Origin of the sequence: Chryseolinea sp. T2 (assembly GCF_037203685.1) — a bacterium.
GTDB lineage: Bacteria > Bacteroidota > Bacteroidia > Cytophagales > Cyclobacteriaceae > Chryseolinea.
Window position 1 is genome coordinate 179,438 of sequence record NZ_JBBCAU010000002.1, and the last position, 18,135, is coordinate 197,572.

At 48.2% G+C, this 18,135-nt stretch carries 19 protein-coding genes; 9 read left to right on the plus strand and 10 right to left on the minus strand.

Annotated elements, in window-relative coordinates; translation table 11 throughout:
• Position 1: 1 nt before the first annotated feature.
• From WBG78_RS05650 to WBG78_RS05660, 3 genes are read left to right on the plus strand one after another with little or no spacing between them, the layout of a single operon-like run.
• Positions 2-2,116: a nitrite reductase gene (locus WBG78_RS05650; protein ID WP_337325414.1), complete on the plus strand. Its 2,115-nt coding sequence runs from the start codon at positions 2-4 to the stop codon at positions 2,114-2,116.
• Complete coding sequence (gene cobA / locus WBG78_RS05655) at positions 2,113-2,901, plus strand: uroporphyrinogen-III C-methyltransferase (protein WP_337325415.1); 789 nt, start codon at positions 2,113-2,115, stop codon at positions 2,899-2,901. The genes WBG78_RS05650 and cobA overlap by 4 nt, the downstream gene beginning before the upstream one ends.
• Before the next feature lie 29 nt (positions 2,902-2,930).
• Positions 2,931-3,521 carry a precorrin-2 dehydrogenase/sirohydrochlorin ferrochelatase family protein gene (locus WBG78_RS05660; RefSeq protein WP_337325416.1) on the plus strand — a complete coding sequence of 197 codons (591 nt, stop codon included), beginning with the start codon at positions 2,931-2,933 and terminating at the stop codon, positions 3,519-3,521.
• Positions 3,522-3,525: 4 nt separating this feature from the next.
• Here the strand turns inward: WBG78_RS05660 and WBG78_RS05665 are convergent, their stop codons facing one another.
• Entirely contained in the window at positions 3,526-4,734 is a 1,209-nt protein-coding gene (locus tag WBG78_RS05665) for an NAD(P)/FAD-dependent oxidoreductase (protein WP_337325417.1), read from the minus strand.
• Between the two features lie 74 nt (positions 4,735-4,808).
• A complete protein-coding gene (pyrE, locus tag WBG78_RS05670) occupies positions 4,809-5,459 on the minus strand; it encodes an orotate phosphoribosyltransferase (protein WP_337325418.1) in 651 nt (216 codons plus the stop codon).
• Between the two features lie 163 nt (positions 5,460-5,622).
• Here pyrE and WBG78_RS05675 point away from each other — a divergent pair, with 163 nt between their 5' ends.
• Positions 5,623-6,309, plus strand: a complete 687-nt coding sequence (locus WBG78_RS05675; RefSeq protein WP_337325419.1) for an NUDIX hydrolase — start codon at positions 5,623-5,625, stop codon at positions 6,307-6,309.
• Between the two features lie 36 nt (positions 6,310-6,345).
• On the opposite strand, the gene coaD is transcribed toward WBG78_RS05675, so the two are convergent.
• From coaD to WBG78_RS05690, 3 genes are all read right to left on the minus strand, one after another.
• Positions 6,346-6,813 carry a pantetheine-phosphate adenylyltransferase gene (coaD, locus tag WBG78_RS05680; protein ID WP_337325420.1) on the minus strand — a complete coding sequence of 156 codons (468 nt, stop codon included), beginning with the start codon at positions 6,811-6,813 and terminating at the stop codon, positions 6,346-6,348.
• Between the two features lie 36 nt (positions 6,814-6,849).
• On the minus strand, positions 6,850-7,710 hold the full coding sequence (locus WBG78_RS05685; protein WP_337325421.1) for a DUF3822 family protein: 861 nt from the start codon (positions 7,708-7,710) through the stop codon (positions 6,850-6,852).
• A 148-nt stretch (positions 7,711-7,858) separates the two neighbouring features.
• Positions 7,859-8,323 carry an NUDIX hydrolase gene (locus WBG78_RS05690; RefSeq protein ID WP_337325422.1) on the minus strand — a complete coding sequence of 155 codons (465 nt, stop codon included), beginning with the start codon at positions 8,321-8,323 and terminating at the stop codon, positions 7,859-7,861.
• 117 nt (positions 8,324-8,440) lie between these two features.
• Between WBG78_RS05690 and WBG78_RS05695 the strand changes: the two genes are divergently transcribed.
• Positions 8,441-8,857, plus strand: a complete 417-nt coding sequence (locus tag WBG78_RS05695; protein WP_337325423.1) for a DUF1573 domain-containing protein — start codon at positions 8,441-8,443, stop codon at positions 8,855-8,857.
• Positions 8,858-9,068: 211 nt separating this feature from the next.
• Here the strand turns inward: WBG78_RS05695 and WBG78_RS05700 are convergent, their stop codons facing one another.
• Together WBG78_RS05700 and WBG78_RS05705 are read right to left on the minus strand one after the other, a co-directional pair.
• The gene (locus WBG78_RS05700) at positions 9,069-9,443 is read right to left on the minus strand and encodes a DUF423 domain-containing protein (RefSeq protein ID WP_337325424.1); all 375 of its coding nucleotides are present in this window, start codon (positions 9,441-9,443) and stop codon (positions 9,069-9,071) included.
• A 52-nt stretch (positions 9,444-9,495) separates the two neighbouring features.
• On the minus strand, positions 9,496-10,161 hold the full coding sequence (locus tag WBG78_RS05705) for a YggS family pyridoxal phosphate-dependent enzyme (RefSeq protein ID WP_337325425.1): 666 nt from the start codon (positions 10,159-10,161) through the stop codon (positions 9,496-9,498).
• Positions 10,162-10,204: 43 nt separating this feature from the next.
• On the opposite strand from WBG78_RS05705, the gene WBG78_RS05710 reads away from it, so the two are divergent.
• Together WBG78_RS05710 and WBG78_RS05715 are read left to right on the plus strand one after the other, a co-directional pair.
• Complete coding sequence (locus WBG78_RS05710; protein WP_337325426.1) at positions 10,205-11,761, plus strand: GH3 family domain-containing protein; 1,557 nt, start codon at positions 10,205-10,207, stop codon at positions 11,759-11,761.
• Complete coding sequence (locus tag WBG78_RS05715) at positions 11,745-12,374, plus strand: LysE family translocator (protein ID WP_337325427.1); 630 nt, start codon at positions 11,745-11,747, stop codon at positions 12,372-12,374. Before WBG78_RS05710 ends, WBG78_RS05715 begins: the two co-directional genes overlap by 17 nt.
• Positions 12,375-12,378: 4 nt before the next feature.
• On the opposite strand, the gene WBG78_RS05720 is transcribed toward WBG78_RS05715, so the two are convergent.
• From WBG78_RS05720 to WBG78_RS05730, 3 genes are read right to left on the minus strand one after another with little or no spacing between them, the layout of a single operon-like run.
• The gene (locus WBG78_RS05720) at positions 12,379-13,416 is read right to left on the minus strand and encodes a vWA domain-containing protein (protein WP_337325428.1); all 1,038 of its coding nucleotides are present in this window, start codon (positions 13,414-13,416) and stop codon (positions 12,379-12,381) included.
• Positions 13,409-14,311, minus strand: a complete 903-nt coding sequence (locus tag WBG78_RS05725; protein ID WP_337325429.1) for a LapA family protein — start codon at positions 14,309-14,311, stop codon at positions 13,409-13,411. Before WBG78_RS05725 ends, WBG78_RS05720 begins: the two co-directional genes overlap by 8 nt.
• A 3-nt stretch (positions 14,312-14,314) precedes the next feature.
• Positions 14,315-15,190 carry a DUF58 domain-containing protein gene (locus WBG78_RS05730; RefSeq protein ID WP_337325430.1) on the minus strand — a complete coding sequence of 292 codons (876 nt, stop codon included), beginning with the start codon at positions 15,188-15,190 and terminating at the stop codon, positions 14,315-14,317.
• A 122-nt stretch (positions 15,191-15,312) separates the two neighbouring features.
• Between WBG78_RS05730 and WBG78_RS05735 the strand changes: the two genes are divergently transcribed.
• Entirely contained in the window at positions 15,313-15,699 is a 387-nt protein-coding gene (locus WBG78_RS05735; RefSeq protein WP_337325431.1) for a DUF4296 domain-containing protein, read from the plus strand.
• Complete coding sequence (locus WBG78_RS05740; protein WP_337325432.1) at positions 15,696-18,059, plus strand: endonuclease MutS2; 2,364 nt, start codon at positions 15,696-15,698, stop codon at positions 18,057-18,059. Before WBG78_RS05735 ends, WBG78_RS05740 begins: the two co-directional genes overlap by 4 nt.
• Positions 18,060-18,135 lie beyond the last annotated feature (76 nt).

Genomic DNA, 18,135 nt, shown 5'->3' on the forward strand with positions numbered 1-18,135 from the left:
TATGGAAAGCTTTCGTTCCGAATTAGAAGATCTGAACAATCCCATAGTAGCGCGCGATCTGATCGACCTGGAGAAGAAGATTCGCCTCTTTCGCGACGGTACCCTTGACAGCGAGAAGTTTCGCGGCCTGAGACTGGTACGCGGTGTGTATGGTCAGCGCCAGCCTGGGGTACAAATGATCCGTATCAAGCTTCCTTTTGGACGCGTTTCCAGTTATCAGCTTCGTCGTATCGCAGACCTTTCTGATGAATACGCAAGCAGCACCCTTCATGCCACAACAAGGCAGGACATTCAGATTCACTATGTGAGCCTGGACCGCACTCCTGAGTTGTTCGCAAAGCTTGCTAAAGACAATGTGACGACGCGCGAGGCTTGCGGAAACACAGTTCGCAACGTAACGGCTTCTCCAACAGCAGGTATCGACCCGCTCGAACCATTTGATGTATCGCCTTATGCCCATGAGCTGTTCAGCTACTTTCTGCGCAATCCAATTTGCCAGGAGATGGGTCGTAAATTCAAAATATCTTTTTCGTCCAGTGAGGAGGATACTGCTTTCGCTTTTATCCACGACATCGGATTTATCCCGCGCATAGCATTTGGAAAGCGGGGCTTTAAGGTAGTGATCGGCGGAGGCCTCGGTGCTAATCCGACGCTTGCCCAACTGGCGTATGAGTTCCTCGAAGAGGATCAGATCATTCCATTCACCGAAGCACTCATTCGCGTCTTCGATCGATATGGTGAACGCAATCGCCGCATGAAGGCACGCTTCAAGTTTCTCCTTGAAGACATCGGATTGGAAAAGGTGATGCAGTTAGTGGAGGAAGAAAAGAAGGCGCTTAAGTCAAACGTATACAAGATCGATACGTCCATACTCCCAGACCCTTCAATTCCTGAAGCAGTCTCTTTCGAACCAGTCACTGTTGACGAGACGCGCTACTCACGTTGGTTTAAGACGAACGTATTCGAACAAAAGCAGAAAGGTTTTTATGGTGTGAACGTAAGAGTTCCCCTGGGTAACTTAAGGTCGGATCGCGCGCGTGCGTTTGCCGATGTCATTGACCGCTTTGCATCCAATGATGTTCGCGTAACAATCAATCAGGGATATCTCTTGAAGTTCGTTCGTCCGGAGGCACTGAAGCCACTCTATAAAGCACTGGATGCATTGGCTTTGGCTGAGCCCGGATTCGATAGCGTGGCCGATATCACAGCATGCCCTGGAACCGATACGTGTAACCTTGGTATCTCTGATAGCACAGCTGTTTCTTTGGAGCTGGAAAAGGTAATTCGCAATGAATTCCCTGACCTGATCTTCAACAGCGATATCAAGATCAAGATAAGCGGGTGCCCTAACTCATGCGGACAGCATGGCCTTGCAGGTATAGGTTTGCACGGAAGCACAATCAAGGACAAGCAGGGAAAGGTATTACCGGCATTGGTTGTTCTGCTCGGTGGTGGCCGCCTGAAAAATGGTGAAGGAATCATATCGGATAAGATCATCAAGATCCCAAGTAAGCGCGGGCCTCAGGCACTTCGTTTTCTGCTCACCGACTATGAGACTAACTCGCAGGACGGTGAATACTATCACGACTATTTCAAGCGCCTGGGACGTAACCACTTCTATCAGATTCTCAAGCCGCTGGGAGACATTACTTCGACCACGCCTGAGGAATACATCGACTGGGGACAGGATGCTAATTTCATACTTCATACTGCCGTTGGCGAATGCGCTGGTGTGATGATTGATCTTGTTGCAACCTTGCTCTACGATTCAGAAGACAAACTTGGATGGGCGCGCGAGAATTTTGAGAGCGGCCAGTATGCTGATTCGATCTATCACAGCTATAGCGCATTTATCAATACAGCTAAAGCACTGTTGCTGGGCCGCGACATCAAGCCAAGTACACAGATCCAGGTCATGAACGATTTCCAGCGTGAGTTTGTGGATACCGGTGCTTTCACTTTCGAAGGTGGTTTCCGGGAGCACGTGCTGCGCATCAATAAGAACGAGCCAGGCGAGGCGTTTGCTGCCTCTTTCCTTGCGGATTCGCTTGCCTTTGCTGAGGCGGCAGCTGCTTCAAGATCTGTTTCTGCAGAAAAAGTAGCTGTAGAAAAATGATCCCGGCACTCTTCACATCATCGCACCCTGCGCCTCGGGTAACACTCGTTGGCGCCGGTCCTGGCGATCCTGAGCTTATTACAGTAAAGGCTATTAAGGCCATCGAGGCAGCCGATATCGTGCTGTACGATGCCCTTGTGTCTGCAGAAATATTGCAGCTTATACCTGATACAACGCCATCGCTATGCGTTGGAAAGCGTGCGGGAATGCATTCTTACAAACAGGAGGAGATCAACGAGCTGATCGTTGAGTTTGCCTACTTATACGGCCACGTGGTCAGATTGAAAGGCGGCGATCCCTTTGTATTCGGCAGAGGTTCGGAAGAACTTTCATTTGCTGCTGAACATGGTTTAAAAACCGCTGTGGTGCCTGGCATCAGTAGCGCAATATCGGTTCCGGCAGCGGTTAACATTCCTGTCACAGCACGAGGCATCAGTGAAAGCTTTTGGGTCGTTACAGGAACTACCCGCGATGGAGAAATCTCCAACGATGTTTCTCTGGCAGCACGTTCGACAGCAACCATTGTCATTCTGATGGGTCTCAACAGGCTACAGGCCATTATGGACAAGTTCCTGCAGGAGGGAAGAAGCGACACACCAGTTGCCATTGTACAGAACGGTACATTGCCCACGCAGCGCGTCATCACCGGAAAGGTCTCTAACATTACTGCTCTCTCTCACGTTGCAGATATGAGTTCGCCGTCCGTAATTGTGGTCGGAGAAGTGGTGAACTACCTGCACAATCTGAATGCTATCACTCAGGAAGTGATTGTCCATTATCAGTAGCAGGTTGCACCCAATTGATTGGTGTCAGTATGGAGCGTAACAATCTGTTTCCTGTTTTTTTAAAGCTGGAGGCCCTGGAAACCCTTATTGTAGGAGGCGGTCCGGTTGGGCTTGAAAAACTAAATGCCATCCTGAAGAACAGCCCAAAGGCGCGCGTCACGCTCGTGGCCCGTCATATACAGCAGCCTGTTCGCGAACTTGCCGCGACGCATCCAACAGTTACTTTAATCGAAAGAAATTTCAAGTTATGGGATCTGTGGAAAAAGGACCTGGTGCTCCTGGCTGCCAATAACCGGGCGTTGCACGAGACAATAGTTACGTTTGCCAGAAATCGCAATCTGTTGGTTAACGTTGCCGATACACCTGATCTGTGTGATTTCTACATGGGGTCGGTTGTGACCAGAGGCAATTTGAAGATAGGAGTATCAACCAACGGGAAGTCGCCAACTATATCGAAACGCATTCGTGAATATCTTGAAGAAGCCATTCCGGAAGACACTGACGAACTGCTTGACAACATGAGCAGGATTCGCGATCAGCTGAAAGGCGATCTTTCATATAAGATGAAAGAATTGAATCGCATTACTGCGTCGATGGTCGACACGAAACCGAAGCCATAACTTATCAGCGGGAGAGCGCAAACAGCGTCGGGCGCTGCCTGCGACCTGTAAGCACATCGGCCACCAGTTCACCTAATGCAGGCCCATGCTTAAATCCGTGTCCGGAACCCCCTCCAAGGAACAAGACATTCCCGGCAGCAGGATGGACATCAAATACAAAGTTTCCGTCGGGGGAATTTTCATAGGGACAAACCCGGCTCTCCAGCAGAGGCGCGTTCACAAGACCAGGAAATCGATGAGCAAGAAAATTGCGGGCCTTGCTTAATACCTCCGGAGAGTAAGTATGATCACCGCTCGTTGGTTCGAACACGTCGCCGCGAATATCGACACCGACTTTAAATCCCCGTCCGGCATTTCCGGGAATTCCATAATAAAAATCGCGCCCGTCTACGTCGACCCATACCGGCAGTTGATCGTAACCGGAACCTGCAGGAGTTCCAAAATAGAAAACTTCCTGTCGCGTGCAGGTGATCACATTGCCAAGCACATCAGGAAACATTTGTCCCATCCACGAGCCGCAGGCAAACAAATAAACATCACCACTCAGATTCCGGCCAGAGCCAAGAGTTATCTTTTTCAGGCTGCCACTTTCAGCCTCAGGTACATTGACGCGATCCTGCAGGTAAGTGCCACCCTCTTTAATGAAAAGCTCCTGAACGGCAATTGTCGCTTCTCTTGCCTTGAGGTATCCACCCGATCGATCGAGGTATGCATGGTGGATATCACTGGAACGAACAAGCGGATATTGATCTGAAAGTTGTTGCTGCGACAAATACTCATAAGGAACACCATGGCGCAAAGCAAACGGTATTGAATCGTCTACCATTGGCGTGCTCTTATTGTAGCAAAGCCAAAGTACGCCTTCATTGAAGAACACTTGTTTCCCAAACCATTGCTGGTGTTCGCGCCATAGTTCAAGTGCACGGACATTCAGATCAAAATACGTTTCATTGGCTCCGTAAGTTGAGCGGATTACGCGCGTCTCGTCGCCGGAACTGGAACGTGAATTACCGCCACCCCAGGCGTCTACCAATGTAACCTGCAGTCCCTGTCGGAGGAGCCATAATGCAGACCATCCACCAAAACTGCCGGCACCAATTACAATAACGTGCATTCCCTTGCTCAGACCGGGAAGCCTGGCTGTCTGATCAGGGGCAACGGTGTGCCTGGGCGCAAAAGTATTCGTGTTAATGTCGGTCCCGCTATTGTTCATGTCAGAGCCGGTCGGATGAGTAATTGAATGGTTTCGCTTTCCTGCCAGTGATCATTGCTGGATTTACCCCAGCATCACTTCATCCAGTTAGCAGGATCAACCCGCCACGACTTAAGAGACACTACCTGATTGTCGTCTATATACTTGTCCAGAAGGGCAGATTGCAGCAGGCTGTTGTAGTCACACAAACTGATTAGCGACATGTTGGCCTCATAGAAATTTCTGGTTGCTATTTCGAAGCCATAGCTGAATATCGACACCATGCCGAGCACTTCGAAACCTGCCGCCTGCAAGGCATGGGCTGCCTTGAGAGAACTTCCACCGGTAGACACGAGATCTTCCACTACAACAACTTTTTGCCCTTTGGAGACCTTCCCTTCGATGAGATTCTCCATCCCGTGGTCTTTCGGCTTAGGCCGCACGTAAACAAATGGCAATCCAAGCTTATCGGCAACGAGTGCTCCCTGGGCTATGCCGGCAGTGGCAACGCCAGCAATGCCCTCAACCGTAAAGTAGTTCTCCCGGATAGCGTCTACGAGGCCATCACGGATCGCAGAGCGGATATCTGGATATGAAAGTGATAATCGATTGTCGCAATAAATCGGCGATTTCCACCCGGAACTCCATATAAAAGGTTTGGATGTGTTCAATTTTATCGCCTGTATTTTCAGCAGCATCGTAGCTACCGAATGGGCCATTTGTTCCTGAATCTTGATGATGGGCATAGTTTCGAAAGGTAGTTCTAAAATTGTATCCCGGATGATGGGCGCACCGCATTTTAATCGTGGTGGATGAACCTCGAATCCTGTAGTGGAAAAAATATAGAATCTGCTTGCCTGCTTCCCAATTATTTGCTCTTTTGCGGCAGTCTGGGTAAACCTGTTCTACATGATTGTCTTCATAAACGATATTCCCGTCAGAATTTTGGAAGAGGGGGACGAGCCGGATTCGGGAAGCTTCAATCATGTCATCGACTCGGCTAAGGAGCCGATAACACAGGCCAAGCTGTTAAATCACGTTTGGGCGAAAAACGTCGGTGACAATGAGCTCGATCTCATTCTCAATCTCCTTGATGCCAAGGTGCCCTCCAGCCTTCGTTCTCTTTATGTCTCGGTGCGGGACTATGAGGGAGCAAAGCTACTCCTCCGTCAGCGATTCAAAGTGGTGAAAGCCGCCGGTGGCCTGGTCCGCAAGAAGGACAAGTTCCTGATGATTTATCGAATGAAGAAGTGGGACCTTCCTAAGGGAAAGAAGGAGCGGGGGGAGAAGTTCAAACAAACGGCAACACGTGAAGTTGAAGAGGAGTGTAATGTTACTGTAAAGCTCGGCAAGAAGATTTGCACAACGTGGCACACCTATACCATGAACAACCGTGCTATCATCAAAAAGACGAAATGGTATGTGATGGATGTAGTGGATGATACCAGGATGCGGCCGGCGTTTACGGAAGACATTGAAGAAACACGATGGATGAACCGAAAGGAAGTTTATCATGCGCTGGAGCACTCGTACAAGTCCATCAGCTACGTGTTTGAGCAATACTACGACAAGTCGGAAGTTCGCTCCGCGAAATAGTTATTCGCAAACAATCACTTCAAGGTCCCTGAACAATCACTTCAGTCTATAAGGCAGGAACTCCGATACGTCGCCACCGTAGCGATGCACCTCCCGTATGATTGACGAACTGATCCATGCCAGTTGGGGGGTGGTGATGAGGAAAACCGACTCCAGCTCTTCGAAAAGTTTCTTATTGATCTGAGAAATGCTGTTCTCGTATTCGAAGTCGGTTGTGTTTCGGAGTCCCCGCAAGAGAAAACGGGCGCCATTACGTCGTGCAAACTCCGCGGTGAGCTCCGAGAAAGTTACTACACTGATATTAGGATACGAGGCAAAAGTCTGCCGGATGTAATCACTCATTGTGTTGATGTCGAAGTATCGCGTGCTCTTCTGACTGTTGTATCCGATGGCGACGATGATCTCATCAAACAATTGAAGGCCGCGTAGCACGATGTCTTCATGGCCGCGAGTGAAGGGGTCGAACGACCCTGGGAATAATGCAATGCGCTTTGAGGTGCTCATGTAAAGAAAAGCAGGATCAATTCGGCTTACTACCGGTTACTGATTGATGAGATTGATGCTGTAAAGATCGAAGTAGTGATGCTGGGGAAGTTCGTCGAAAACATACCCAAGTGTAAGACCGCCATTCTCAGGTCGTGGCGCTCCGAAGGTGACATTGCTGATGTACTTGTAGAATTCGTGATAGTGAGGCGAGTTCTTGCCTATGTAACCCCACAGTACAACCTGGCTCGATTGCTGGTCCATATGAAGTGAGTTCATCACCAGCATAATGTACTTCACATATTCCGAGAATTGTTTGATGGCAAACTGATTATAATATAACAAACGCCCCTGTTCGCAGACAATTATGTGGAGCTTGAAGCGGTCCACATAGATGTACAACGGTTTGTCGTAGCGATCGCGTGCATATTGCAAGGTACCCTCAATCAAAGAGGCAGATTGATGAGTAATGATCGGCGGCTTGTTAGGATATAATCGCAGCAGCCAGTTCTTAAGGTCGCTGTTGATAGCGAAAACTGTCACGGCCCGCGCGCGTTCATTGTACGTGGCCATGCACTCCTCGCGACTCATGTCTATTGACGCGTTGAACTTCAGGTATTCGCCCGCGGATTCGGGAACGAACAACGTGTCGGGTACCTGCACAAACTTTTGATTCTTGATCGCCACTTTGATCTTCTTCCAGAAACCGGCCTTCAGGAATGCGTGTGAATCAAATAGCTGATCCAGGATTTGCAGCAGTTCGTCGTTCGATGAAAGACCTGGCAATACGAAATCTTCAAGCAACAAGACCTTGTTTTCTCCAGGCTCCAGAACAAGCAGTTGGAAATCCTTGGTGCCGATGTTCATGAGCAAGTGATACTGATCAATCAGTTCTTCATCGAACTGGTTGTCTTTCACTTTTCGTATGAGTTTATATGTTAGCGACGTGGTCTGCAAAGTTTATAACTGCCCGGGTAATGTGCCTGTTATTGCGAATGCGTTCAGGAACTTCTACAAGTATAAATATTTTGGTGGTTAATTCACAAACTGTCGTCGCTTAGAATGTCTATATACGGAAGAACCCTTTCATTTGGAGAAGGTCATTGGGCACGCTAACAAGTTTGAAGATGCCATGAATTGCATCGCGGGACAGTGAGTTGATCTGTTGTGGAGCCATAAATTGAACGTCGGTAATGATTGCTAATTCAGGATCATTGCCAATCGTTGGAGTGCCACTGAGCCGAGTTACGTGGAAGAATAATTCGATGGCATGTAAAGATCCGCCGATGAATTCACAACCAAATGCGAATTGCCCGACCGTTATCTTTAGTCCCGTTTCTTCCTCAAATTCCCGTTTTAGTGCGTCCTCCAAAGTTTCACCGAATTCGACGCCGCCGCCGGGAGGGGCCCACCATTCCGGGCGACCCGGTAAAGTGTGATTAACGAGCAGGAGATTATCATTCTCGTACAATAACCCGCAGGCCCTTACCCGTACCCTTTTACCGTATGTTTCGGTGATTTCGTCTGACATGGAATTCGCTTCATTCGCAGTGAAAATTGGCGACTGGTGGCAACCAGTTACACAAAAAAGTTAAAATCTGGCAACATTGTTGCCTGTATTCCGCTAAATTTGAAGAAAAATCTAGGTATGAAGAAGTACTTTTTCCTGTTAGTCGTGTTGGCACTTGCCGGGCAAGGTTTCGCTCAGGTGGCCACTGCGAAAGCGAATGGTCCAGTGATCACTTTTGAGAAGAGCACTCACGATTTCGGAGATATCGCTCAGGGTGATAAAGTTGAACATATTTTTAAGTTCACAAACACTGGTAACGAGCCTCTCATGATCACCAACGTTCAGGTTACATGCGGATGCACAACTCCAAAGGGTTGGCCGCGTGATCCTATCGCTCCTGGCGGAAAGGGTGAGATCACAATCGCATTCAACAGCGCAGGCAAAATGGGTCGTCAAAACAAAGTGGTAACTGTTGTATCAAACGCAAGCAACGCGGATGGTGCACAAATCTCCTTCACTACAAACGTACTGGAGAAGAAGGTTCAACCACAGTAAGAACTGTACCACACTGGTAAGAGCTATATAGGTTCAAAACCATAAGAGAGAGGTTGTCACTGACAGTCTCTCTTTTTTTATTCCCGTTTCTCCGCTGGCCCGCAGGTATTAGGAACATTTCACATGAGTGCGAAGCGTCAATTGTTTACAGTAGTGTCAAAGCACGAATGCATTGAATAGGCCGAACATGCTGTAGGTTATCAGGTGCCGTTTACTTTCGAACGACACTAACCACGATCATGATCCAGCCGGCGATAAAAAGTACTCCACCAAGCGGAGTGACCGCTCCCAGGATGCCAACGCCAGTCATACATAATATGTAAAGGCTGCCGCTAAAGAATAGAATCCCCAATACAAACAACAATGACGCATAGTGCAATGCCTTGGCAGGTATATGGTTCATCATCAGCCCAACAGCCAACAGGGCAAGCGTGTGGTAGAATTGGTATTTAACGGCCGTTTCGAAAGTGTCGAGTCGACCGGCAGCCTCTAATGCCGGCTTCAGTGCGTGCGCACCAAAGGCACCTACCATTACGCCAAGACATCCCAGTAAACCGGCCCAGATAAATGTAGTTTTCTGATTCATATTATGCGACCACCGTTCGTGATCTTCTTTGTAGTTCTCTTCTAATGCTGCGTTAGCTCCGGTCGCCGAATAATGCTGAACCAACTCTAACCATTGTGCTTCCCTCTGCAACGGCCAGGCTGTAGTCACCGCTCATTCCCATCGACAGAATTTCCATAGCGGCATTTGCAGGAAGGGTACTATTGCGCAAGTCGTAAAATGCGAGTCTCAGCGTTCTGAATTCTTCGCGCACCTGGTTTTCGTCATCAGTAAGCGTGGCCATTCCCATGAGTCCTGAGATCCGAACATGGTCATAGGTTGCAATGTTGCTGGATTTAATGAAAGCCTTCACCTCGTCGGTAGAGAAGCCAAACTTTGTTTCCTCCTTCGCAATATGGACCTGAAGCAAACAGGGTATTACGCGATTCGACTTTGCTGCTTGTTTATTAACTTCAGCAAGGAGACGTTCGCTATCAATGGAATGTATAAGGTAAACGAATGGTGCTATGTACTTAACCTTGTTCGACTGAAGGTGACCGATCATGTGCCAGCAGATATCCTTGGGCAATGTCTCAAATTTGGGCACCAGTTCCTGAACCTTGTTCTCACCAAAGTGGCGCTGTCCGGCATCGTACGCTTCCTGAATCAATGCTGCGCTCTTCGTCTTACTGACGGCCACTAACTGGCATCCCGATGGCAAGTTTTGAGTTATTTTCTGTATGTTAATCTTGATATTCATGCCTATTTTAGGCCCTTTAAACCCACTAAAGCCGACGTAAGATATGGCGATCCTTGGAACATTACTCAAAAAAGGAATCACCCTCCGCGAAATGTTGGAGCAGGAGTACACGTCGCCATTCGATCTGCAGAAAAAGGAATTGAAGGAACTGCTTATTGCTGCAAGTCAAACCGAATTCGGAAAGCATTACAACTTTGGAAGCATCCTCAGAGGATTCAGAAAAAGCGACAAGGAATTCTATCAGCGCTTTCGCCAGGAAGTTCCCATTTTTACTTATAACAAGATACATTCCGAGTGGTGGAAGCTCTCGCTGCAAGGTGCGCGAAATGTATGCTGGCCAGGCCGCGTGAAGTACTTCGCCCTCAGTTCAGGCACTTCGGAGGCGTCGTCCAAGTATATCCCCGTCACAAAAGACATGACGAAGGCCATTCAGAAAACAAGTATCCGGCAGATACTTACTTTATCGAAATACGATCTTGAGCCGTCGTTCTTTGAGTCGGGAATCTTGATGCTCGGTGGTAGCACTCATTTGAACAACCGCGGAAGCTTCTTCGAAGGCGATCTTAGCGGGATTCAGGCAGCGCGCTTGCCGTTCTGGTTTCAGCATTTCTATAAGCCTGGAAAGAAGATTGCCAAAACAAGGAACTGGGATGCCAAGCTTGATGAGATTGCCGAACGTGCAACGGAGTGGGACATTGGAATAGTTGTAGGCGTGCCTGCATGGATTCAGATTCTCATGGAGAAAATCATCAAGCACCACGGCATTAAGAACATTCATGAGATCTGGCCTAACCTTCAGGTGTATGCACACGGTGGAGTGTCATTCGATCCTTATCGCAAGGGCTTTGAAAAATTATTGGGGCGCCCGATAAAATACATCGAGACTTACCTCGCCTCAGAAGGGTTTATTGCTTTCCAGGCTTATCCTAACCGTAGGACTATGCGCCTGGTGCTGAACAATGGCATCTTCTACGAGTTTGTCCCGTTCGAAGAGAAGAACTTTAATGCTCATGGTGAAATCAATCCTGACGCAGAAGCATTGCTGATCGATGAAGTAGAGGAGGGCAAGGAATACGCGTTACTGATGTCCACCTGCGCCGGTGCATGGCGCTACCTTATCGGCGATGTCATTAAGTTCACTTCGCTCGAGGAAGCGGAAATCGTTATCACCGGTCGTACAAAACATTTTCTCAGTCTGTGTGGCGAGCACCTGTCGGTTGATAACATGAACAAGGCCATCGAGCTGGTGTCGAACGATTTTAATATTAATATTCCCGAGTTCACCGTAGCCGGAATTCCATACCAGTCATTGTTCGCGCATCACTGGTTTGTGGGTACAGATGCACCGGTGGATAAAAAGCTTTTGCGCGACAAGATTGATGAGCATCTCAGGGCATTGAACGACGACTATGCTGTGGAGCGCAGTGCCGCCCTGAAAGAAGTGTTTGTTGATGTGATCCCCGTCAGAACATTTTACGACTGGATGGAGTCCAAGGGCAAAGTTGGCGGTCAAAATAAATTTCCCAGGGTGATGAAGAACGCACAGCTGGAAGACTGGAAAAACTTCCTTCAAAATAACGTCAATGGAGATCATCGTTAATGGAGTAATCTCCGGCATTGTTCTGGCATTTCTAATCGGTCCGGTATTCTTTACGATCATTCAAACCAGTATTGAGAAGGGCTTCAGGAGCGGAGTCTTCGTTGCAATCGGAGTATCGCTCAGTGACTCTGTATATATTCTCGTGTCTTATCTGGGCCTCGTACAGTTCACAGAAGCAGGAAATTTCCGTCACTATATGGCGTATGGTGGAGGTGTGATACTTCTTGGATTCGGTCTTTATTATCTGCTGGTAAAGCGTCGCCGCCTCGCCACGTTCCAGTTCCAGGCAAAGATTGAAGGCGGCCCCTGGATCAAACTCGTCGGTAAAGGCTTCCTCATTAATGCGCTCAGCCCGATGGTATTATTCTTCTGGATCGCGACGGTAAGCGTTGCAACAGCACGGTTGGGTTATGCGCATCCGGTAAAGGCAACTGTTTTCTTTGTCTCGATCGTAGCTACCGTTTTCAGTACAGATGTTATCAAAGCAAAGCTTGCTGACAGGCTACGTACTCTCATCACACCACGATTCATCCGGATCATGAACATCGTTTTAGGTATCGTGATGATTGTTTTCGCCGGTAGGTTAATTCTGTTCCCGGACAATATTAACTGATCTTTCAATCCTGCAATACGTTCGAAATGAACGAAGACTTCAGTGCAAGCCACACGAGGAAGAAGGCAATCGCCCACTGAAGATAGATGTAGTAATAGTCAGAGGTGTCTTTGAAGCGGGTCTCTTTGATTTCAGCCTTTTCAAATTGATCAATGCGGGCGAACACCTGAGATAGGGCTTTGTTGTCGGCGGCACGAAAGAACTCACCACCTCCGATCTTTGCTATCTCACGCATCGTCGTCTCATCGACTGTATTTTCAATCATGTTGGGACGACCGAAGAAATCCTTGCCATATGGAACAAGTCCCTCTTTACCCACGACGATGGTGTAAATCTTGATGTCGAAGCTTGCTGCAAGCTTAGCTGCAGTTATGGGATCGATGTTACCCGCAGTGTTATCGCCGTCACTAATCAGAATACATACTTTGGACTTGGTTTCCGATTCGCTCATGCGATTGGTTACAACAGCCAGGGCGCTGCCTATCGCTGTACCGCGATTTTCAATCATGTCAAAATTGATCTCATCAAGATAAGATTTCAACAATGTGTAGTCCGTTGTAAGAGGAGCAAGTGAAAACGCGTCGCCTGAAAAAACGACAATACCAATGCGGTCCTGAAGACGACCATCAATAAAATCCCGTGCAACGCTCTTTGCCGCCTCGAGTCTGTTGGGCAGAAAGTCTTCAATTTGCATAGACTGTGAAATATCGAGACCGATCATAATGTCGATCCCTTCGGTCCATTGCTCGACCTTTTCGTTCGTCTTTTGTGGACGGGCAAGCGCTACCAGGATAAAGGCGAGTGCCATCATCAGAAAGATGTCCGGCAACAGCCGAACGAGCGTCATGGGAGACACATGCAGATCTTTCTGAGTGACTGCAACCGGAAGCTTTTGGTTGAAACGAAGCCGCATCAGCCAGCGCAGCAGGAACAAAAGAGGAACACCAATCACCAGCCAGAGGAACAGCGGGTTCTCCCAGGCAAACGACTGCAACGTAGAGATCTGAAACCATTCGGGTGAAAGCCAGGTATCCTTATCCATGTTTCACCTCCTCCAGTTTCTTATTGTATCGCTCGTGTGCGAATGACTGCAGTTTCTCAAGCGGCTCTACAACACTTGTATTGTGGCCATAGATCGCGCCGTCAATTGAATGGAGGTTGCTGCCTAATACCTCGTTGTTCTCCATGCGCATAGTTTCCCGCGCTGTGAGTTTGGTGTATGGCCTTGACTCCAGTTGCTCCATGTAACGTTTCCATTCTACCAGTGCGTGTTCAGTTCGGGTAGGCGAGAAGGCCTGCCTGATTTCATTAACCTGGGTGGTGTATGTACCGATAAATTTCTGAAAGGCCTTCTCCATACGCTTGATGCGATAGTGCTTTCTTATTCTCTTGCCAAACACCAGCCATCCTATCAGTGCCAGAATCAACAATACACCCAAAACGATTATAAGAATCGGATAATTGAATAGGAAGGGAACAAGTTGGTAGGCAGTGTTCGTCTTCAATGGAAGGTTTTGAACTGCCAGTGTATCGGGAAGGTTCTTCACCAACTCTATTAAACGTACTGTATCGCGCGGAGACGCGTAAGAAACAGTATCGAGATCGTTGTATTGAAATACCGGTATGCTAAGACTTTGCCGTTTTTCGATTTCGAAAGTAGACACGTAGTAGACTGCGCTGTCATAGCTTTGTCCATTTACCGTTTTGGTCGGGAAGTAAACTTTGCGCCCGTATTCGAAAGGAGCAAAGTTGTACGTTGAGTCCGGGAAGAGAATATTCAGTTCACTCGGGTAACGAGCGGTCAGATAATAACCTCCTTCTTCGCCTATGCCGAGGCTATCCGCTAAGAAGCCGCCATGAACCTGCACCTCCTGCGCCTGCACTGATGTCAAGCCTGCGATCATTGCCAGGCATAAACCCATCACACGAATCATCATCACTCAGGTCTTTAACGATTTGTTTCTCACTTTGAACAGACGCAGCAATTTGGGAACATAGTCTTCGTCCGTATCAAGTGAAATGAAATTGATTTGATGCTTGCGGCTGAATTTCTCCAGTGCCGTTCGCCGCTCAGCCAAACGCGTGCTGATTTTCTTGCGGAAATCGCCGAAGGAAGTATTTACCCAAAGCGTTCTGTGGGATTCCTTGTCTATGACGGGTATGATGCCAAGCTTCGGCAACCTCGTTTCACGCTTGTCGGAAATGTGAATTACGACAAGATCGTGACGGCGGGCGAGCGCTTTCAGATTGTGTTCGTATCCTTCATCAATAAAATCAGAAATCAGAATGACAACACTACGTCGGCGTATGGCATTCAACGCGAAGGCTATAGCTTTGGTGAGGTCGGTCTTGTCCGACTGCGGTTGAAGGCGGGCAAGCGTCGCGATGATTTCATAAGCCTGCTGATGACCCTTCGTTGGCTTGATGTACTTTTCTTTCTGATCGGAATAACAAATAAGCCCCACATGGCCAGACTCCTTTGATGCAGACAATGCAAGTACGCCGCAGATCTCTTTTCCTATGTCTGCCTTTGTGCTACCCGGGCTGCCTATGTCCTCAGAGGCGGAAACGTCGAGAATGAAAAAGACAGTTTGTTCTTTCTCCTCCCGAAAAGTTTTGACGAACGTGCCGTGACCTTTCGCCGAAACGTTCCAGTCTATGGTGCGCACGTCGTCGCCATATTGGTAGGGTCTTACGTCATCGAACTCCAGACCGGAGCCCTTGAACACTGAATGGAAGTCGCCCTGCATCTGGCTGTTGATCGCCTTCCGAATCTGTATCTCGTATCTGCGTAATTTCTTTAAAAGATCCCGCACGGTCTATCTGTTGGAATAAAGTTTGTTCTTTGAACCTGCGATCGCTTAAGTCGCAACAGGCCGTTTTCGCCAAAAATAGAACAATTATGAGTATTTTTCCCCACCCAAATTGAAGTAATGGGATGCTTATATCAGTAAATAAGATGGTTTTCATTCCGCGCGTTCTGGCGATTATGGTTGCATCAACCCTTCTCCTCTTGGGTTGCTCAAAAAGGGATAAGCCAAAGGGTCTCCTGGGGCAATCGGAGATGGTTCGCGCCATGACGGAGGTCTATCTGGTCGAGCAAAAAGTTTCGACAGTTGGGGTGTCCCGTGATTCAACGTCTCAGATGTTTCGCTACATGTCTCCGGAGATTTTTAAGAAACTCGGCACCTCTGATTCAATTTTCAGGTTGTCTTTCGACTATTACATGAAAAATCCGGTCCTCATGGAGGAGATTTATACAGCACTCATCGACTCCCTTAATCTTCGGGAGCAACAAATGATTTCGAACCAAGTCAAGAAATGATCTATCCGGATTCTTTTGAACAGAAACTGGGGTTTGACCAAATCAGAAGCAAGCTCAAATCGTATTGTCTCAGCTATGCGGGCGAGGAGTGGGTCGATCGCATGCGCTTCAGTACAGAGTTTAATTTTATCAAGGCACTTCTGAAGCAAAACCTTGAGTTCAGGCTCATTCTGGAAAAGGGTGAACCGTTTCCCGACCGGCATTTCTTCGATCCGGCAGAGTGGCTTAGAAAGGTCGCCCTCGAGGGAAATTGGCTCGAAGCCGACGAGTTTTTGAACATGGCTTATTCGCTGGAGACGATACTAGCCTGTCGCGACTTTCTGAATAAATCTGCTGAGACTTATCCGGAACTTCAAAAGCTGGCGTCACCGATAAGTATCGGAAATGAACTCAGCAAGAAAGTCTTTTCAACCATCGACGACAAATCGATGGTTCGTGATTCAGCAAGTCCGGAACTGGCTACAATCAGAAAGCGTCTGCGCGAGGAACAATCAAGAATCCGAAAACTCACCGAACAGATCTTTCGCAATGCCGTGAGCGAGCAATGGGTTCCGGACGGTGCCCTGCCCACAATACGCGACGGGCGTGTAGTCATTCCGATACTGGCAGAACACAAGCGGCGAATGAAGGGGTTCATTATGGATGAGTCTGCCACAGGTCAGACGGTGTTCATGGAACCGGCCGAAGTACTCGAAGCCAACAACGAAATCCGCGATCTCGAGCATGAGGAGAAGCGTGAAGTAGTCCGCATTCTGACAGCGCTAACAAATGTATTTCGCGAACATCTCCAGCCACTCCGTCAGGCGTATAGGTTCCTGGCTCAAATCGACTTTATCAGGGCAAAGGCAAAGTTTTCACTAGAGATTAACGGTGATCTTCCTCTGTTGGAACAGGGACAGGAACTTACCTGGTATAACGCCCGTCATCCACTTTTGTATTTGAGTTTGAAGGGTAAGCGTGAGGTCGTGCCCTTGTCTATAGAACTCAACAAAGAGCACAGTATGCTCCTGGTGTCAGGACCAAATGCAGGAGGTAAATCTGTTTGCCTCAAGACGGTAGGACTGCTGCAATACATGGTTCAGTGCGGGATCCTTGTACCACTTTCAGATCGTTCAAGGGTAGGAATATTCAGCGATATCTTACTCGATATTGGAGATCAGCAATCGCTGGAGAATGATTTGAGTACATACAGCAGCCACCTCCGGAATATGAAAGTGTTCACCGAATCGGCGACAAGCAAGTCGCTGGTGTTGCTGGATGAGTTGGGCTCAGGCACGGATCCGAATTTCGGTGGGGCCATAGCTCAGGCTATACTGGAGTCGTTGCTTCAAAAACGAGTTTGGGGAGTAGCCACTACGCACTATTACAATCTTAAACTTTTTGCAGGTCAGAGACAGGGAATCAGAAATGCTGCCATGCGTTTTGATGACAAGAATCTGCAGCCGCTTTTTGTACTGGATATTGGTAAGCCGGGCAGTTCCTTTGCCCTGGAGATAGCCAAAAAAATCGGATTGCCGACCAATACCCTGACAGAAGCTGAGAGGCTTGTCGGTAAAGATCTGGCGGGATTCGAGAGACTGGTGCGATCCCTCGAGAAAGAAAAACAGGAGCTCACAGAAAAGGTGCGTAAGCTGGACCGGCAGGAAACTGAATTAAAACAATCGCTTTCCCGTTATCAAAGTCTTTATTCGGACCTGGAGTCCCGAAAAAAAGAGATCATCACGAAAGCCCGCGAGGATGCTTCAAACCTTCTGAAACAGACGAATCGCGAGATTGAAAAGACGATAAGACATATCAAAGAGAACAAGGCGGAGAAGAAAGAAACGCTGAAGGTCAGGCAGAACTTGCGAACGCTAACGGATAGGGTAGGCGACGTAGAGGCGCAGGCGCCAAAAGCGGCACCGGTTTTCTCAGAAGGTGATCGCGTACGCATCGTTGGGCAGGATAGTTCCGGTACAATTCTGTCCATCAGCGGAAAGAATGCTACGGTCCAATTTGGCTTGTTAAAATCGGTCACGAAGCTCGACCGGCTTGAGAAGGCAGATGTACCCGTTGAGAAAGAAGTAACGAATAGACTGCGGTCAGCAGGTATAAATGTTTTGGAAAAGAGGGCGAACTTCAGTGATACGCTGGACGTTCGTGGAAAACGCGTTGATGAGGTAATCGGCATTCTCGACCAGTTTATGGACACTGCCATATTGCTGGGAGTTGGCGAGGTCAGAATACTTCACGGAAAAGGAGAGGGGGTTCTGCGCAAAGTTATTCGCGATCACCTGAAGCGTTATCGCGAAGTGGCTAGTGTTCGCGACGAACATGTTGAGCACGGCGGTGATGGGATAACCATAGTGGTGCTGAAATAGAATTGCCTCGGGTTCTCACAAAAAACAGCAGACTTGTCCGTTATAGCTCCCGTAAAAAAAGAAAGCCGTCCCATAG

Coding starts and splice junctions, on each gene's coding strand:
- WBG78_RS05695 (WP_337325423.1), top strand. CDS start 8,441: ATGAAGAAGTACTTTTTCCTGTTAGTCGTGTTGGCACTTGCCGGGCAA.
- coaD (WP_337325420.1), bottom strand. CDS start 6,813: ATGAGCACCTCAAAGCGCATTGCATTATTCCCAGGGTCGTTCGACCCC.
- WBG78_RS05665 (WP_337325417.1), bottom strand. CDS start 4,734: ATGAACAATAGCGGGACCGACATTAACACGAATACTTTTGCGCCCAGG.
- pyrE (WP_337325418.1), bottom strand. CDS start 5,459: ATGCCCATCATCAAGATTCAGGAACAAATGGCCCATTCGGTAGCTACG.
- WBG78_RS05650 (WP_337325414.1), top strand. CDS start 2: ATGGAAAGCTTTCGTTCCGAATTAGAAGATCTGAACAATCCCATAGTA.
- WBG78_RS05675 (WP_337325419.1), top strand. CDS start 5,623: ATGATTGTCTTCATAAACGATATTCCCGTCAGAATTTTGGAAGAGGGG.
- WBG78_RS05720 (WP_337325428.1), bottom strand. CDS start 13,416: ATGGATAAGGATACCTGGCTTTCACCCGAATGGTTTCAGATCTCTACG.
- cobA (WP_337325415.1), top strand. CDS start 2,113: ATGATCCCGGCACTCTTCACATCATCGCACCCTGCGCCTCGGGTAACA.
- WBG78_RS05740 (WP_337325432.1), top strand. CDS start 15,696: ATGATCTATCCGGATTCTTTTGAACAGAAACTGGGGTTTGACCAAATC.
- WBG78_RS05705 (WP_337325425.1), bottom strand. CDS start 10,161: ATGAATATCAAGATTAACATACAGAAAATAACTCAAAACTTGCCATCG.
- WBG78_RS05715 (WP_337325427.1), top strand. CDS start 11,745: ATGGAGATCATCGTTAATGGAGTAATCTCCGGCATTGTTCTGGCATTT.
- WBG78_RS05690 (WP_337325422.1), bottom strand. CDS start 8,323: ATGTCAGACGAAATCACCGAAACATACGGTAAAAGGGTACGGGTAAGG.
- WBG78_RS05710 (WP_337325426.1), top strand. CDS start 10,205: ATGGCGATCCTTGGAACATTACTCAAAAAAGGAATCACCCTCCGCGAA.
- WBG78_RS05660 (WP_337325416.1), top strand. CDS start 2,931: ATGGAGCGTAACAATCTGTTTCCTGTTTTTTTAAAGCTGGAGGCCCTG.
- WBG78_RS05725 (WP_337325429.1), bottom strand. CDS start 14,311: ATGATGATTCGTGTGATGGGTTTATGCCTGGCAATGATCGCAGGCTTG.
- WBG78_RS05735 (WP_337325431.1), top strand. CDS start 15,313: ATGCTTATATCAGTAAATAAGATGGTTTTCATTCCGCGCGTTCTGGCG.
- WBG78_RS05700 (WP_337325424.1), bottom strand. CDS start 9,443: ATGAATCAGAAAACTACATTTATCTGGGCCGGTTTACTGGGATGTCTT.